Genomic DNA, 18,962 nt, shown 5'->3' on the forward strand with positions numbered 1-18,962 from the left:
TTATTCCTTACGCCCAAATTGACTTACAAAGTTTCTTGTGAATTAATTCGTATGATTCTCCACTGCATAACCTTATTCATTTTTAAAGATTTACTTAAATCTTTCGTTGAGGATTAGTCTTTATAGTAGCTATCATGGTGGTCCATAATTATCAATAGTAATTCTTATACTACTATCGCTTTAAGATTTCATAAGTCAGATTATAATTCCATTTCCATTAAATTATTTTTATTGGCTCGTAATTCATTTTCTTTGAGCGCATTCTCAACGACCATGCTTAACTTCTGAATAGTAAGGTTATTAAACAGATCTCCTAAATTGATATTAGTTTCAAAATGTTTGTTTATTTCAGACAGTAATTTGATTGCTTTGATACTGTTCCCTCCCAATTCTAAAAAGTTATCTTTTATACTTATTTGTTCCCGGTTTAATACTTTTATCCAATAGTCCAGCAAACATTCTTCTGTTTTGTTAGTTGGTTTAACTATTTCCGTTTCCTTAGTAAGAAGTAATGATCCTAATAGTTTTGCTTTATCAATTTTACCATTGGGAGTTAATGGTACTTTTTCTATGTTTTGGATTTTAGTTGGAATCATATAGTTGGGAATTTTTTTGGATATAAATTCCTTTAATTCCTCGATATCGATTTGAATAGGAGAATTTACCCATGCCACAATCTGATTATCGTCAGCTGTACTTCCTTCTTTAATTAATACTATCGCTTGATTGACATCCTGATGTAATTCAATTTGCTTTTGAATTTCCTCTAATTCAATTCTATAACCATTAATTTTAACCTGGTCGTCTTTTCTACCCAAAAACTCTAAATCGCCATTTGTCAACCATTTAGCTATATCTCCGGTTTTGTATAAAACTTCTTCTTTATTAAGAGGATTTTTTACAAACTTTTCTGAGGTCAATATTTCTCGGTTGTGGTATCCTTTTGCTACTCCGACTCCTCCTATATACATTTCTCCAAAATGACCATTAGGAGATAATCTCATTTCTTCATCAAAAATGTAAATTTTGCTTCCAATAATTGGTTTTCCTATTGTAGAAAATGCTTTTTCGTTTCTGTCATATTGATGCACTGTACTCCACACACTACACTCAGTTGGTCCATATTCATTAAATAAATTACATTTTTCAAGCGTTTGAGTATCATGAAAATGATCTATTAAGGAAAGCGGACAGGTTTCGCCTGCAACAATAACCGCTTCTAAACTATTCGTTTTATCTGCTAATTCATCCAGTACTAATTTAAAATAAGACGGAATTGACAAAAGGTGAGAAATTTTATTTTGTATGATATAATTTGTGATCCCGACAACACTATCCAGTAAGTTTTTATCGCTTAAATGCAAAGTTCCTCCGCTGCACAAAGTTCCAAATATACCTGCTACAGAACTATCAAAAGCAATTGGTGATGTCAGTAAAAAAGAATTTAAATTACCATACGTTAGAAATCTGGCACTGTTAGAATGTGCCAAATTAGAATGGGTAATCATGACCCCTTTAGGTGCTCCGGTTGATCCCGACGTATAAATCACATAAGCAAGACTTTCAAAATCAATTTGCGTTTCTAATGATTTTTTAGAATAATTATCTACATTATTTTTAAAATCCTCTAATTCTTGCTGACTTATAAGAACTTTACAATTAGCGTCTGATTCAATAAAAGCAATTCTATCTTTTGGATATTCAATATCAATAGGCACATAGGCTGCACCTGCTTTTAATATTCCGAGAATCGTTATAATGGTCCATTCATTTCGCTCCAATTTAATGCCTACAAGATCATTAGACTTAATAGCATGTTTCTGAATTAAAAAATAGGCCAGTTGGTTTGAAATTTCATCTAAATCACTATAAGATAACTTACTATCATTATATACTAAGGCAATTTTAGTTGGATTTAGAATGAGTTGTTCTCTAAATTTATCAACAACAGTTACAATTTTATTCTTATCACGATTGTCCTTAACAATAAATTCATTTATAAGTTTGTATTTTTCATCTTCCAAAAGAAAATCAACTTCTTGTATTTTTTGTTTAGGATTATCACCAATGACTTCCGTCAATTTTATAAAGTGCAACATAAGGCGATCAATCATATTTCTATCATAAATGTCCTTATTGTATTTTATTCTAAACATTAAACGTTCATTCATCTCAAAAAAACCAAGCTCAACATCATATCTGGCATATCGATCTCCCAAACTCATAATTTGATTTTTCCCATTAGAATCCAGATTAATATCTTTTTGATTTTCATTCATTCTTTGATGAACTAGAATAAAATCAAAAACCGGGCTTCGGCTCAAATTCCTTTTAAGATCAAGGTCTTCCACGATCTTATCAAAAGAATACATTTGATTCTCAAAATCATTTAATACTGATTTTTTGATTTTTTGATAGCACTCCATAATTGTGTCAGTAGGGCAAATCTCATTGCGGACGGCAAGATTATTTACAAAACACCCGATCATATTTTCAAATTGTGGGTGATCTCTCCCAGCCAAAGCAGTACCTACTATAATATCATTTTTATTATTGTATCGGTGTATTAACAGGTTCCAAGCTGTCATTAAGGATATAAAAACGCTCCCTCCCATTTTTTTGCTAAAATCCCTTAATTTTTCCGTTTGAACTTTGTCAAAATAGGTATTCAGATATTCGCCATTGTATGTTTTTATACCAGGTCTAACTTTTGAGGCGGGCAATTCCAAAAGGGTTAATTCTCCCGATAATTTGTTCGACCAATATTCTTTCTGCAATTCTAATTTACTGTTTTCTGATTGCTGCCAAACCGAAAAGTCTTTATATTGGATCGAAAGATTTGGTAATCTTTCGCCACTTTTGTTTAGTAATGATTGATAAATGCTAAAGGCATCATTAAATATAATATTCATAGAAAGTCCATCCGTAATGATGTGATGAATGATCATATAAATCAGGTATTTATTTTCTTCAATTTGAAACACACCTACTTTAAAAAGAGGTCCGTTTTCCAGATCAAAGTGAACAAAAAGCTCCTCTTTAAAAATAATCTCGCGCGCTTTTTCTTCAGCATTTTCTACACCTCTAAAATCGTTATACTTTACTTTAACTTTTAAATCGTCTGAAATCCATTGTTTGATTTCGTCATTTTCATCATTTTTAAAAGTTGTCTTTAGTATGTGGTGCCTGTCAATTAGCTGCTGCAAAACTTCTTCTATCAAATCATATTTTTCAATTTCAAAATTTAGAGCAATAGGAATATGATAGGACAATGCACCTTCCGGACGTTGACACATCAGCCAAATAGACTTCTGAGCATCAGACAAAGGATAATATGCTGCCTCTGCTGCCAAAGGAATTTCAGCATATTTTTTATTACTCCCTTTATTGATAAGATTTACGTGTGAAATAGCTGTTGTATTTGTAAAAAGGTCAAGTAAACTAAGCTCTTTCCCAAATTCTTTTTGGTATTCTGAAATAAGCTTAGTTGCTTTTAAACTATGTCCGCCTAAATCAAAAAAGTCATCATTCATGCTAATTTCAGCACCCCCTAAGATTTTTGTCCAAATAGCAATTATTGTTTCTTCCATCTTATTTGATGGCTTTACTTTTATGCTTTCTGAAGCATTCCCATAATTTTCGCGCTGCTTCAAAAGAACCTTATCGATCTTACCACTTGCCTGCAAAGGCATTGAATCCAGAAAAATGAATTTTGAAGGTATCATATACTGAGGCAGATAATTTTTCAAAATGCTTCTTAACTCCTTAATTGTCGTATTTTTTTCTGAAGTGATGTAGGCTACCAATTCTTTCTCGCCTTGTATCTCTTTTAACAATACTACTGCTTGACTAATATTTGGTATTTGTTGGATATGATATTCTATTTCACTTAGCTCTATTCTATACCCTCTAAGTTTTATCTGATCATCTTTACGCCCGAAATAATTAATTGTTCCGTCTTGCTTCCAACTTCCTAAATCGCCGGTTTTGTATATTATTTCACTTTTATTTAATGGATTTTGAATGAATTTTTGATTAGACAAATTTAAGTCTCCTATATATCCCCTTGCTAATCCGGATCCAGCAATATGTATTTCTCCAACTATCCCAATCGGTTGAATTGCGCCATAATCGTTAAGAATATAGACTTTTTCATTTTCTAAGGGGCTGCCGATATTTAGTTTACTACTTGAACCTATCTCCAAAGAAGTACTCCATATAGTGGTTTCTGTAGGCCCATATACATTCACTACGGACAAGTCTTTATTTTCTTTAAAACTCTGGTAATATTCTGCAGGAAATGGTTCGCCTCCTACTATTAGAGAGCGTAATGATTCCGGTTTATTTTCAATTAAATCACTATACAATTGCTTTACTCTTGAAGGTGTCAACTGTAATACTTCAATTTTAGATGCTCTAACTCTCTCCATAAAAAGTTTTACATCTACTATTTCTTTATCATCAAATACAATCAACTGTTTTCCCAGACAGAGCGTTCCTAAAAGCTCAAGAATTGAAATATCAAAAGAGATATTGGTTGTTGCTCCGACAACATCGTACTTATTGTATCCTAACTGAGTGTCTATTTTATCAAAAAAAGAAGCAACATTTCGGTGTTCGATCATCACTCCTTTAGGGTTGCCCGTTGATCCAGAGGTATAAATTACATAGGCTAAATCTTTAGGTGTCGGGTTCTTTCCATTAAAAACAGTATCAAAATTATCGATAGATTTACAAAATTCTTCTAATACTCCTTGATCGATAATAGTCTCACAATTAGAGTTCTCCTGAATATATGCTTTTCTTTGAACTGGAGCATTAAGGTCAAAAGGCAAGTAAGCACAACCGGACTTTAGAACACCCAGAATACAAACCACCAGCCATTCGGTTCTATCAAGCATAATCCCCAGTAATTGTTCAGGATTCACCTTGTATGTTTGATGTAAGAAATTTGCAAACTGATTGGATACTTTATCTAACTCTGAATAGGATAAATAATTTGACTGATAACCAAGAGCAATTTTAGAAGGATGATTTGCCACTTGATCCAAAAATAAATCCACTACCGTTTTATCAGAATGAAAACCTGCATTTCGCAGGCCTAAATTGCTATAGAAGTTTTCTTCTTCATCAGTTAAAAAATTCACTTTTCCAATTGCAGTTTTAGACTCCAACAATGCATCGGATAATAGGATAAAATGAGTCATTAACTTAGTGATCATTTCTTTCTCATAGACATCCGAATTATAAATTAATTGAAAAGACAGGTAATCTCCTTGTTCAAAAAAGTTTATTTCTAAATCTACTTTTGCCATGGCCTTCCCCTTATGCTCAATCGCGTTGACCAAATCTTCTAAATCTAATTTAGCTTCAGATGTTGATTGATTTTGTACGGCAAAAAGTATATCAAAAATGGCATTTCTACTGATATCCCTCTTTAATTTTAATTCTTCTAATAAGAAATCAAATGGACATTGATTGCTTAAAGTTTCAATTGTATTGGACTTAAAATCATTATAATGAGTATCAAAATCGATTTCCGGATTAATTTGATTTCTAAATACGATCGTATTTACATATAGCCCTATTTGATTTTCAAGATCAGCGTTGTCTCTTCCGGCCGTAGGAGTTCCAATTGTTATGTCTTTAAGATTTGTATATCGATAAATCAATATGTTCCAAACTCCTAACAAAGTGGTAAATAAGCTCCCTTTATGTTGGTTTGAAAATTGTTTTAAGCGTTCTGTAAGTGCTTTAGAAATAACCGTTTCAACTAGTTGTCCATTATAGGTTTGAATATTTGGTCTTGTCAAATTAGAAGGCAAATTAATTGTAGGTACCTCATTTGACACTATATCTTTCCAATGACCAATAAGTTTATCCTTTTCTGTGTCATCGAATTTATTTGTTTGCCAATTTGCAAAGTCTTTATATTGAAAAGGTAATTCATCCAGTTCAAGGCTTATACCTGTTTCAGCGCTATTGTAATACTTCAGAACATCCTCACTAAGAACTCTCATAGACCACCCATCACTTATGATATGATGCATATTATAATAGAACGTAAATTCTGTATCCGAAGTTTGTAGTAAAGTGGCTCTTAACAAAGGACCATTTACCAAATCAAAAGGTCTGAAAGAATCTTTTTCAATGTAACTTTTTATGTTCTCTTCCTTATCTTCAATTGATCTGTAATCATGATAATCAACTTTAAAAACAAACTTTTCAGCTGGTATAATCCACTGTCTAATTTCTTCGTCGCTGTCTTTTCTAAACACAGTACGAAGTATTTCATGCCTTTTTATTACCGAAAGTATCGCTTTACTAAAATTTTCGACATTATAATTCCCTTTTAATTCTACAGAGGAAGGCATATTATAAGCAATTGAACCCTTATCTATCTGACTTAAAACCCAAAGCCTCTTTTGAGAATGCGATAAGGCATAACTTTCCTGAGCTTCAATTTTTTTGATTTCTTCAAATTTTTTAGCTGAAGCATATTTTTTAAAGTAAGCTACTAACTCTGCTTTGTGTTCTTTTAATTTTGAAATGATATTCGGGTCCAATTGATCCCCGTCAAAACTGATTTGCAAATCATCACCATCTAAGGTTAAGCTTATTTGATGATCGGTAATTTCTTTTATTAATTCAATTATTTCCATAATTTATATCTTAATCATATTAGTTTTTGCTGTTTGAACATTCAAAATCTTGGTCGCCAAATCGATTTCCATTGCAATCATTTTTACCGTTGCTTTCTGATAAAAATCCTGTAAGTCTAATAGAATACTGTATTGTTTTTCAATTCGTTTTATAAAAATCATGGCCTTTAGGGAATCTCCTCCTAACTCAAAGAAATCATCTGTGATTCCGACTTTTTCATAATTAAAAAAATCTTGTACCATCTCGCACAATTCTGCTTCCAATTTGGTCTCAGGGGCGGTATAGGCAGTCACTACGATTGGACGTTCAATAGTATTTTTAGTAGTTAATACTGGATCTTCGGTTTTCTTAGATTCTGCTATAATATGATTCAGATCACGGTGAGACAGCATTAAACTCGAAATATTTTTAGTCAAAAATGAGTTTTTAAACACCGTAATAATTTCTTCATCGGTTAATTTTCTACCGGTTAAATCATCCAAATAAACCGTGATCCAATGACTCAGTTCATCGCTCTTATGTTCTTTGAATAAGGTGGTATAAATTTCAGATAAAACACCTTGTCTGTATTTTGAGCCTTCTATTATGGAAGAAAGTCTTAGAGGAAACCAAACAAAATCTATATTTATATTTTTAATAGCCGCGTAAAGATTGTCAATAAAACTAGTTTTAGCCCTAACTTCAGTCGCCAAATCAGCTACATGTAATGGCTCCAACTCTACTTGATCGTTCCATAGTTCAGGATTGCATATTATTCCGGAAATACTCCCATGTTCTTTAAGAATGAACTCAATGGTTTCTTTAAATTGTTTTGGACATTCTAAATTGGTCTGATATTTTACTACATTTTCAGCTATTGAGTCCTCATTAGCGGTCGTATTACCGCAAAGCAATAAAACGTTACTATTATTTGATAAAGAGGAGAGATGATCCACAATCGGTTTCACAATACCGGCTGTAGAATGAATTACCAAATAATTTTTCTCTCCTTCAAATTCCGTACTTTTTTTAGTACTGTTTAATTTTATATTTTCAAAAAAGGGTACCCAACGATTGTTGTTTCTATAGGCTACAGTGCTATCTTTTTCGTTAAATATTAGATCATTAACAATATTTTCGATCAGTACCGGATCATCCTGATCCTGGTCTGCGTCTAGTATATAATTCGTAAACAGCCTTTCTTTTCTGTCAAATAAATCCGCCATTTTTATTGCGAAGTCCATTGAAATACTACTTACTTCATTTCCTAAAACTCTAGTATTGAACTTAGATAAGAAAGTTACTTTTATTGAAAATTGATTTACTGATTCATACAAGAACTTTATAGGATTGTAGTTTACATCCTCTTCCTTTGGAGCATCAATCAACCAGTTATATATGACATTTATAACTTTAATTTTCTTTGCTTTTAAATCAGCAAACAGCTCCTGAAAATTAGTACTGTTATTAGGGTCAATGCTATAAATACCTGAATCTGACTTTACAAACGAAGATCCTTTAGTAACCATAACAAGCTCATTACCCAGCGATAGCATTTGATTTTCTATAGCTGTTATGGTTTTTCCACTATTTGAAAAGATCAGATAAACTCCTTTTTCTTCGGATTTTTTTTCTGAGCTCTCGATTAACGATTTTTTCCAATTGTTTATATAATAGGAATTGAAAATGCTTCTTTCTGCATTTTTAAAAGCGCCTCCATTATTCATCAATTGGGTAATCGGACTTACTTTAACCGGTAATGTTGTTTTGTCAAATACGTAAGTAGGAGCCGGTATTTTATAGTGCTTTTGATAATCATAATAGGCTTCCCAGTCTACCTCAATTCCGTGTTCCCAAATACGACCTAGAGACTCGTTAAAAAACTGATAATCATTGACATCATTTTTTATATGCCTAATCGAATGAATAGCTGTTTGATCCGAATTATAATACTGATTTTGTTTCAGAAAAGAAGTCAAAGTATGACCAGGGCCAATTTCTATATAGATTCCATCTCCCTTTTGTAATAAATAATTTATACCGTCAAAGAAGTTCACTGTTCCTCTTAAATGAGCCACCCAATATTTTGCTGAAGTGGCGTCCTCTTTGGTTATTTCTTCACCTGTCAGATTAGATACAAATGGATATTTAGGGGAAGAAAGTGTGACTTTTTTAATAATTTCTTCATACTCTTCCAAAATACTATCCATCATCTCGGAATGAAAAGCATGAGAGGTTTTTAAAGGCACATAACTTATGTTATTTTCACCCAGTATTTCCGTAAACTCTGAAATAGCCTTTTTTGTTCCGGATGCCACAAATGAATTTGCCGTATTTATGGCAGCAATAGACACATTTTTTGGAAGTAAAGGTTTAATCTCAGCTAGATTTACCCCAATACCAATCATATCACCTTCTTCAATTTTTGCCATTAACTCGGCTCTTTTTGTCACTACATACAGAGCGTCTTCAAATGAAAAAACCTCGCTGATACAAGCCGCTACGTATTCTCCTAAACTATGCCCTATCATACTGTCAGGTGTAACACCTAATCTTATATAGAGTTTTGCAAAAGCGTATTCTACTAAAAATAATAATGGCTGTGTATAAAAAGTATTATTAATTAGTTCTTTATTAACGGTTTCACTATCGGTATATCCTAAGATTATACTATAGTCTATTCCGGTTAATTTGGTTATTATTTTAAATCCTTCGTCAATTATTGATTGAAAGAAAGGGTTATTTAAATACACTTCTTTAGCCATCAGAAAATACTGGCTGCCTTGACCGGAAAACATGAAAACAATCTTTTTCTTCCTGTTATTGCTAAGCTCCTTCTCCGGAACTGTATCGAGCTGAATCAATTGATTTATAGCTTCTTCTTTATTTTTACAAACAATATAATTTCTGTATCTGAAATCTTTACGCCCCGTGTTTAGCGTATAGGCCAGAGCAGGAATCTTAATCTCTTCATTCTTTTCTAAAAAATTTCTGAGCGTTTTTTCATAATTTTTAAGAGCTGTTTTTGTTTTAGCAGAAAAAGTAATCAACTGGTACAAGTTTGAATCGAAATTCTCTTTAAACTCCGGAGCTTCTTCCAGAACAACATGGGCATTTGTGCCTCCAATACCGAAACTACTTACTCCGGCATTTAATAATTGGTCCTGATTAGACACCCACTTTTGCAGTTTATCATTTACATAAAAAGGCCCGGATTCAAAGTTAATTTCAGGGTTTGCTTCTTTATAATTTATAGAAGGAGGCAGCATCTTATTTTTAAGTGACAAAGCCGTTTTTATAACCCCGACAATTCCTGCAACCGCATCAAGATGGCCCAGATTTGATTTAACAGAACCAATGGCGCAAGAATGGTTTTTATTATAATTAAATGCTTTGTTTAAAGCTTCTATTTCAACAGGATCTCCTAATTTAGTAGCTGTTCCATGTGCTTCTATATAACTGACATCTTCAGGGGCTATTCCGGCAAAACTATGGGCTAATTTGATACAATCGGCTTGACCAGTAACACTTGGCGCTGTATATCCTACCTTTCTTTTACCATCATTATTTACCGCAGTTGCTCTGATAACGGCATAAATATGGTCCTTATCATTTAGAGCATCTTCCAGTCTTTTTAAAACGACAACACCCACACCCTCTCCAAAAGTAGTACCGGAGGAATCTTTGTCGAATGTTCTACAGTGACCGTCATTTGAAAATATTAAATCATCTTCATACAAGTACCCATACTCCGTTGTCGTATTAATGCTCACCGCGCCAGCCAAAGCAGTTGAACATTCTTTTAATAATAAACTTCTACAAGCAATATGCAATGCTGTTAAGGCACTTGAACATGCTGTATTTATATAAAAACTAGGCCCTTTAAAATTTAGGCTATATGAAATTAAAGTACTGATGAAATTCTTATCTGCGAGTCTCGCTGTCATAAAAGAACCTACAGCATTATTTGGATTTAATAGCGTTTCAGCTCTCCAGTTTAAGTTATCTGATGCAGATAAATACAACCCTATTTTTTCTTTATATTGATCCAGATTATAGCTTGCATCTTCTAATGCCAACCAAACATGTTCGTGCATGATTCTTATTTGGGGATCCATAAGTTCTGCTTCTTCTTTTGTGTATCCAAAAAAAGAATAATCAAAGCTTTCAGAATTGTCAATAAAGGCGCTTGATTTGATATAATTAGGGTTTTTTAACAACTCTTTGCCTATACCCAATTTTTCTAATTCTTCATCGTCATAAAAATGAATCAGTTCCTGCCCCTTTACAAGATTATTCCAAAAAGCTTCAATGTTTTCTGATTTATGAAACTTACCGGACATTCCAATAATTGCAATATCTTTTTTTCTTACACTATTTAATTTACTTTCCATTATTAGAAGAAGGTCTTTATAAAAATTAATTTATCAACAGATAAAATCTACGATGCACGTTTACTATTATTGGTTTGCTTTGACTCGCAAAATTGCTCCTATAGAAAATCTATAATTTCATCTATTTCATCAGAAAAAGAAGCTTTCTCATTCTCCGTTTCATCCTCTGATTGATGGAATACATTCTCCATTAAGTCACTTATATTAGAATATTGAAATAGTAAAACAGGTTTAATAGTGGTATTAAACTGTGTATTAATCTCATTCAAAATCTTTATAAGTTTGATAGAATTTGCTCCGAGGTCAAAGAAGTTATCGTGAATTCCTATTTCCTGATGGCTTCTTTCTAGTTCCTTCGCTAAAATCTGAACTAATTTTTGTTCTGTTTCATTTCTGGCCGCTACATAATTTTCATTTGTAACAACCTTATATTCCTTAGGATCCGGAAGATCTTTATGGCTTATTTTTCCATTTGTAGTTAGAGGAAAACCATCTAATTGAACAAAATAGGAAGGGATCGCATAATCCGGTATTCTGCTGGCAAGGTATTTTCTAAGGTCCGAAGCATTTTGTACTTTACTCGAAACGAAATAGGCAATCAATTCATTTTCAGATTCATTATTTTTATTCACAACGACAGAAACCTCTTCGATATCCTCTTTATCAATTAAATAATGCTCTATTTCTTCTAATTCTATTCGATGCCCTCTAATTTTAACCTGGTTATCTTTTCTACCTAAATAAATTAAATCTCCCGTTTCTACCCATTTAACTAAATCTCCTGTTTTATATAATCTAATGTTACCAATTGATTCTATTTCCTGTGTCACAAACTTTGTATCGGTAAGCGCTTTATTATTAAGATAGGCTCTTGCCAATCCTTCGCCATAAACATGTAATTCTCCAACTACTCCAAAAGGGACTATTTGCTGAAATTTATCTAATACCAAACAGCCTAACGTAGGTATCGGTCGCCCGATATTACTTTCGATTGAAGCAATTTCTTTTTTAGTTATTTCCTTATAAGTGACATGGACGGTTGTTTCTGTGATACCGTACATATTGATTATTTTACAATCAGGGAAATGGTTTTTCCATGTTTTTAAAGAGGATGTTATCAAAGCTTCCCCTCCGAAAATAAGATATCGGGTACTAAAAGATTTATCTGAGCCTAAAACTATTTTTTGAAGATGTTTAAAAGCTGTTGGCGTTTGATTCAATACGGTTACACCTTGCTCAGCCAAAAAGTTAGAAAAAGCATTAAAATCTTTTGTATCCTCTTTTGTCACAACTGCCAGCTTACCACCGAACAATAAGGCTCCAAAAATTTCCCAAACTGAAAAATCAAAATAATAGGAATGAAAAAGACACCAAACGTCATTTTCGTTGAAATCGAACTGAAAGTCTTTGTTGTAAAATAATCGAACTACATTGCGGTGTTCTATTAAAGTACCTTTAGGATTACCTGTTGTTCCTGAGGTGTAAATAACATAGGCTAAGTTATTTGGATTGATTTTTCTACTAAAACCAGTCTTGGTATAGTGGTCTTTCTTGTTTTCGAATTCGGTAACTACGGCAGCATCGATACATAATTTTATACCGCTGTCTTTTTTAATATAATCCAATCGCTCCGTTGGATAATCGATTCCTAAAGGCAGATAGGCAGCACCGGTTTTTAATATCGCCAGTATTGCTATAACCACCCATTGGCTTCGCTCCAGTAACAGACCTACTAAATCTTCTTGCTGAATAGTATTATTGTCAACTAAATACTGCGCAAACTGATTTGATATTTCGTCTAATTCTTTATACGTATAAGAGAAATTCTCATACGTTAAAGCAATTCTCTGCGGATGTTTTAAAGCTTGCTCATTGAATAAATCAATTATTGTTTTTTCATTAGGGAAAGGGGTATCTGTTTTGTCAAAAAGAGTAACTAACAGATTCTTTTCAGATTTGCTCAAATAATTCAATGCCTTTATTGAAACATTTGGTGTCAGGATAGTGTTTTCAGCCAATTGAATAAAATGCATCATTATTCCGGACATAGTGGCTTTACTATAAACATCAGTATTGTAGTTTAGTTTAAAAAGTAACTTATCGCCAATTTCAGCAAAGTTTATTTCCAAATCCATTTTAGATAACTCTTCTCCTTTATCTACAATAACATTAGCCTCAATAGTACGTCCCCCTTTAATTTTATCACCGGTATTCTGAAGCGCCATCATCATATCAAAAATGGCACTTCTACTGATATCTCTTTTAGTATTCAAATCATTTAAAATCTGATCGAATGGGTATTCCTGATGTGAGAAAGCACTTAATACTTGCTCTTTGGTTTTCTTGTAATGGGTTAAGAAATCATCTTCGGGATTAATTTTGTTTCTCAACACCAACGTGTTAACATAAAATCCTATTTGATTTTCCAGATCTATGTGGTTTCTACCAGCCACCGGAGTACCAATAAGAAGGTCCTCATGTCCCGTATATCTGTAAACCAAAGCATTCCAAAGTGCTAACAGACTTATAAATAAACTGCCTTCCTGATCTTTCGTAAAAAGCTTTAGAGAATTAGTTAACTCACTTGATAAATAGACCTCTAAAGTATTTCCTTTTTGAGTTTTTAATGGCGGTCTTGTTTTGCTACTTGGTAAATCTATTATCGGTAACTCTCCCGACAACACCTCTGACCAATATTTTTTATGTCCTTCCTTTTCCGGTTTATTCAATCCTTCCAGTTGACTGGCTGCATAGTCTTTGTACTGAATTGACAGTGGCGATAATTGTACTTTTTCTTTGGTCGTAAATGCTTTATAAAATGACATTACATCGTTTGCTAATACGCCCATAGACCAACCATCACCAATAATATGATGCATATTGTAATGAAAAACGTATTGATCTACGGCAGTCTTAAGTATTGCGGCTCTTAATAAAGGCCCTTTTTCCAGATTAAATAGTTTCAATTTATCTTCTTGGATATAAGAGGACACAGCATTCATTGGCTGTTCTTTACCTGAAAAGTCTTCATACCCAATAAAAAAATCAACCTCATCCCTATTCAAGACCCATTGCGATATTTGCCCTTTACTGTTCTTTTTAAAAACGGTTCTTAAAATTTCATGCCGTTCTATAACTGCAAATACGGCCTCTTGAAAAAGCTTTATGTCATAGTCTCCTTTTAATTCTACCTGCTGCGTTATATTATAAGAGGACAAGCCTTCTTCGAATTGATCTAATACCCAAAGACGCTGTTGTGATGAAGATAACGGATACCCATCAATTGATACCGATACCGGAGCAATTGCCAATGCTACATCACTAGTTGTTTTTTGTTCTTTTAAGTATTGAACTAAAGCTTCTTTATCTTTTTTGATTCTGGAAATAAGCTCTTGCGGTATTTCCTGATGGTTAAATTTTAGTTTTAAATCCTCCCCGTCTAATGAAATATAAATTTCATTTTCTCTTAATTCTTTTAATAAATTTTTCATTGCTTAGCCTCAAATTATCAATTGATTAACCTGTATTTTATCTTCTTGTAACCATTTCTTTTCTTCTATTAACAAGGAAAGGTCGTATACCGTTTTATTTGAAAAGATCTCCGCAATTGTAATTGCGATACCTGTTTCTTTCTTCAAAATATTAATCAGCACCATCGCCTTCAATGAATCCCCTCCTAATGAAAAAAAGTCATCTTGTGTTCCAACTCCTTTTAAACCAAATAAATCCTCAAAGACTTTAACCATTTGAGATTCCTTTTCCGTTTTGGGTTCGGCATAACTGGTTTTAAGCGTTTTCCTGTTTATTTCAGCATTCAGTATCGACTTAACTTCCTTTTTAATGGCACTTACTGGATTATGAATATCTCTTTTGGAGACTATAATTTGTTTTATATCCTCATAAATAAATGAGTTATGAAAAGTTGTCACTACTTCTTTTTGATTGATCCAGGGTTCTTCTTCTTGTACTCTATCCAGATTTATAATAGACCAGTTGGCTTTTGCTTTTTGCAGTACTATACTATCCATTAATGCAGAGGCAGAAGCATATGCGCCATAAGAAATTCCACCTAAAAAAGAAGACAAGCTTGATATCACTTTTACAAAATCTACTTTTCTGTCTCTGGTAATTCTTTCAATATTTAAAAATCCGTTTACTCTTGGTGAAAAATGCTTTTCTATACTATTATCTGTAATCGTATGTACTAATGCAATTTCTGTGATATCAATATTCCTTGCCATATGAACAATCCCATCAATAGTTCCATGTTCACTTTCGATACTTTCAAATGCCAGTAAAAAACTTTCATAATCCGCTATATCAACATGCAGGGAAGTGATGGTCCCTGAATACTCTTTTAGTTTTTCATACAATTGTTTCTGCTTTTTATTCCATTGTTGGGGAAATGCATTAGACAAGATTATTACATTAGCTTGGTACTCTTTTAAGAGGTGAGAGGCCAAAGCATATTCAATATCATCTAACATTCCGATGATCAAATAATTCCCCTTTTCTTTTATGATTGGGGCTCTGTATTTATCCTTTTGCCCTATCTCTAAAGATTCGTAATTCGGTATCCATCTGCGCCCATTTCTAAAGGCTACCTTATAATATTTGGTTTCCATTTCCAACTCGCCGGATACTTCGAAGACTGATTTTTCGAGTTCATCATTTACATCAATATCAATAGAAGTGGCATATATATTGACAAACTCCTGAGTTAAAACGTTTAACATAGTCTCCGTGTGCTGATTGATGTTAGTACTGTCTTCTGCTCCGGTAACTGTATTATTTTTATCATTAATTACAGCTATTTTTTTAGGTTCCGTTATTTCGTCTAACTTAAAAGCTTTAATTATTGTTTGAATAGTATTAAACGTAAGGTTATAGTCCTGATACTTTCTATGTACTTCAGTAGCATTCTTATGAGACAGCTCCCAAGCATAAATAATAAAATCGAACTTGAAATTTGCTGTTCTTAAATGCGAATTAAGTTCCTCATAATCTCCTAACACCTCAGGATTTACAATTATCTTATTAGGATTTTCCGCTTCAAATCCTTCTCCTTTGACAATTTCAATTATGTGTTTGCCATCTGTCTTTAATTTTTTGATCAATTCATTGTTAAATAATGATCCGTCATTAAAAAAAAGATATTTTTCGGCTTTAGAAAATAGAGTTCCTTTGTTTTTACTTCTTGGAATATATTTCCATGAAAGTATGTACACGGATTCTGAAATTTCTTTTTTTCTGGGTTCCAAAGCATCTCTCTTTAGAAAATTTTCATCTATAGTTACTTTAGACGGAACATCATAACGATCAAAATCATAGGTAGGAATTGAGAGTCTGTTCGGTTTTCCTCCCTCATAATAAACTTCCCAATTAATGTCTATTCCATTGCTCCATAACTGCCCTAAAAAATCTGCAAAATACTTGTCGTCCTCTACTGTTTCTTTGTGATGTTTTACGGTAGTTATTACATCGTTTTCCAAATTTGTATTCTGGCTCTTTTTATAAAATGTTGCCAATGTTCTGCCAGGCCCTACTTCTATAAATAAAGAATTATTGAGTGCTATAAGCTCTTTTATTCCTTTTTCAAATTCTACTTTTTCTAATATGTGATTAGACCAATATTTTATTGAAGTGCTTTCTTCATCAGTTATAAATTTTCCGGTTATGTTAGAAATAAATGGTATTTCAGACTTTTGGAGTGTTATGCTTTCTAATTCTTTTTCAAAATCTTCCTGTATTTCGTTCATCATTGTTGAATGAAAAGCATGTGATGTTTTTAATAGTACAAATGGAATTTCTTCCTCCTCTAATTGTTTTTTAACTAAAGCGATACTTGTTTCTGTACCGGAAACAACAAAAGAATCATGAGCATTTATTGCAGCAACAGAAACACCTTCAATTATTTCTTTTTTGATCTGGTTAATTGATATTCCAATGCTTAACATCTCTCCTTTTGGGACTTTTGACATTAACTCAGCTCTTTTAGCGACAATTTTCAAAGCGTCTTTAAAAGTAAAAACCCCACCAATTGTAGCTGCGACATATTCTCCCAGACTATGACCAATCATATAATTGGGTTTAACACCAAAAGAAATCAGCAATTGAGCAAGTGTGTATTCAAACAAAAAGAGAATCGGTTGGGTAAACAACGTTTCGTTTATTCTCGTATCGGCTACTCCATCCGCATTAAATAAGATATTTTTATAATCAAAATCGTTAAATTCCTTTAAATACAGTAACCCTTGGTCTAATGTTTCTTTGAATAAAGGGTAGGTTTGATAAAGATCCTTACCCATATTCACATATTGGCTTCCTTGACCGGAAAACATAAAGATTATATTATTTTTAGGAGAAAGAGCGGTTGCGAACGTATTCTTATCCTTGAGAGCTTGTATCAAATCATCGCCTTCTTTTACGATCAGGTATTTTCTAAAATCAAATTGTTTTCTTCCTATTTGTAAGGTATAGGATAAGTCTTCTATACTTACCTCTTTTTTATGCTCAATAAATTTTAAAAGCTTCTCTTCATAACGCTCCAGAGCACTTTCTGTTTGAGCAGAATATCGAACTAATTTATATTTAGATTTTACTTTTGTATTTTCGTTTAGGGGTGCTTCCTGAAGAATTACATGAATATTTGTTCCGCCAATTCCCAACGAACTAACGCCGGCCGTACGAGCCTTTCCATCCACATTTTCCCATTTTTTAGAAGAATGATTGACATAGAATGGACCTTCATTAAAATTGATCGTTGGATTAGGGCTTTCATAATGTAGACTTGCCGGAATAGTTTTGTGATTTAGTGACAAAGCTGTTTTTATTAATCCTGCAATTCCTGCTGCCTCGTCGGCATGCCCCATATTTGATTTTACCGTACCAATAGCACACTTATGGCTGGTGCTATTATTAAATGCAATATTTAGGGATTCTATTTCGATAGGATCTCCAATTTTAGTACCTGTCCCATGAGCTTCTATATAAGAAATATCTTCCGGCTCAACTCCTGCTATTTTATGAGCCAACTTTATACATTCTATTTGTCCCGCAACGCTGGGCATTGTATATCCGGCTTTGGCATTTCCGTCATTATTCATGGCAGAACCTTTTATAACGGCATAAATATTATCATTGTCCTTAATTGCTTCTTCCAGTCTTTTTAAAACAACTACACCGGCTCCATCAGAACCAATTGTCCCCGATGATTGACTATCAAAACTTCGATTATGTCCGTCGATTGACATGATCGATCCTTCCTGATATTTATAACCGTAATCATTTTCTGAAAGTAATCTTATACCACCTACTACGGCAGTTCCGCATTCACTTAAAAGCAAACTGCGGCAGGCCAGATGCACCGTACTTAAGGATGTTGAGCAAGCGGTATCAATAAAATAACAAGGTCCTTTAAAATTTAATTTATGAGCTATCAGAGAGGCCATAAAATTGGGGTTAGACATCTTACTCTTCGTCAATTCATCAACATTAACATCATTTGTCAAAGACGTATATAAACTCCAATTTAAATCCTTGTTAGCACCTAAAAAGACTCCGATTTTTTTAGTATATCGCTCTATATCACATGCAGCATCTTCTATAGCTTCCCAAACCAAATGATGCATCATCCTTGTTTGAGGATTCATTATTCTTGCTTCGTCCAGTGTATATTTAAAAAAGGGGTAGTCAAAGAAATTTGTATTGGCTACAAATGAGGCCGCTTTTATGTAATTTTTACGGTTCAACACTTTTTTTTCAATACCTTTTTCTTTCAGCTCATCGTCCGTAAAAAAATGGATCAATTCTTTTTCTTCCACCAGATTTTTCCAAAACTCCTCTATATTATCTGATTTTGGAAACCTTCCCGACAATCCAATTATAGCTATATCTTTTTTCATTTCGTACGTAACATTAGATTCT

At 33.1% G+C, this 18,962-nt stretch carries 4 protein-coding genes; all 4 read right to left on the reverse strand.

Annotated elements, in window-relative coordinates:
• Positions 1 to 200 precede the first annotated feature (200 nt).
• Complete coding sequence (locus tag AB674_RS02075; RefSeq protein ID WP_047773447.1) at positions 201 to 6,662, reverse strand: non-ribosomal peptide synthetase; 6,462 nt, start codon at positions 6,660 to 6,662, stop codon at positions 201 to 203.
• 3 nt (positions 6,663 to 6,665) lie between these two features.
• On the reverse strand, positions 6,666 to 11,036 hold the full coding sequence (locus AB674_RS02080) for a type I polyketide synthase (protein ID WP_047773448.1): 4,371 nt from the start codon (positions 11,034 to 11,036) through the stop codon (positions 6,666 to 6,668).
• A gap of 98 nt (positions 11,037 to 11,134) precedes the next feature.
• Positions 11,135 to 14,527, reverse strand: coding sequence for a non-ribosomal peptide synthetase (locus AB674_RS02085; RefSeq protein WP_047773450.1), 3,393 nt, complete (start codon positions 14,525 to 14,527; stop codon positions 11,135 to 11,137).
• A 9-nt stretch (positions 14,528 to 14,536) separates the two neighbouring features.
• The gene (locus AB674_RS02090; protein ID WP_047773451.1) at positions 14,537 to 18,940 is read right to left on the reverse strand and encodes a type I polyketide synthase; all 4,404 of its coding nucleotides are present in this window, start codon (positions 18,938 to 18,940) and stop codon (positions 14,537 to 14,539) included.
• Positions 18,941 to 18,962: the final 22 nt, after the last annotated feature.

The organism is Flavobacterium sp. ABG, assembly GCF_001027725.1.
Taxonomy (GTDB): Bacteria; Bacteroidota; Bacteroidia; order Flavobacteriales; family Flavobacteriaceae; genus Flavobacterium; species Flavobacterium cupriresistens.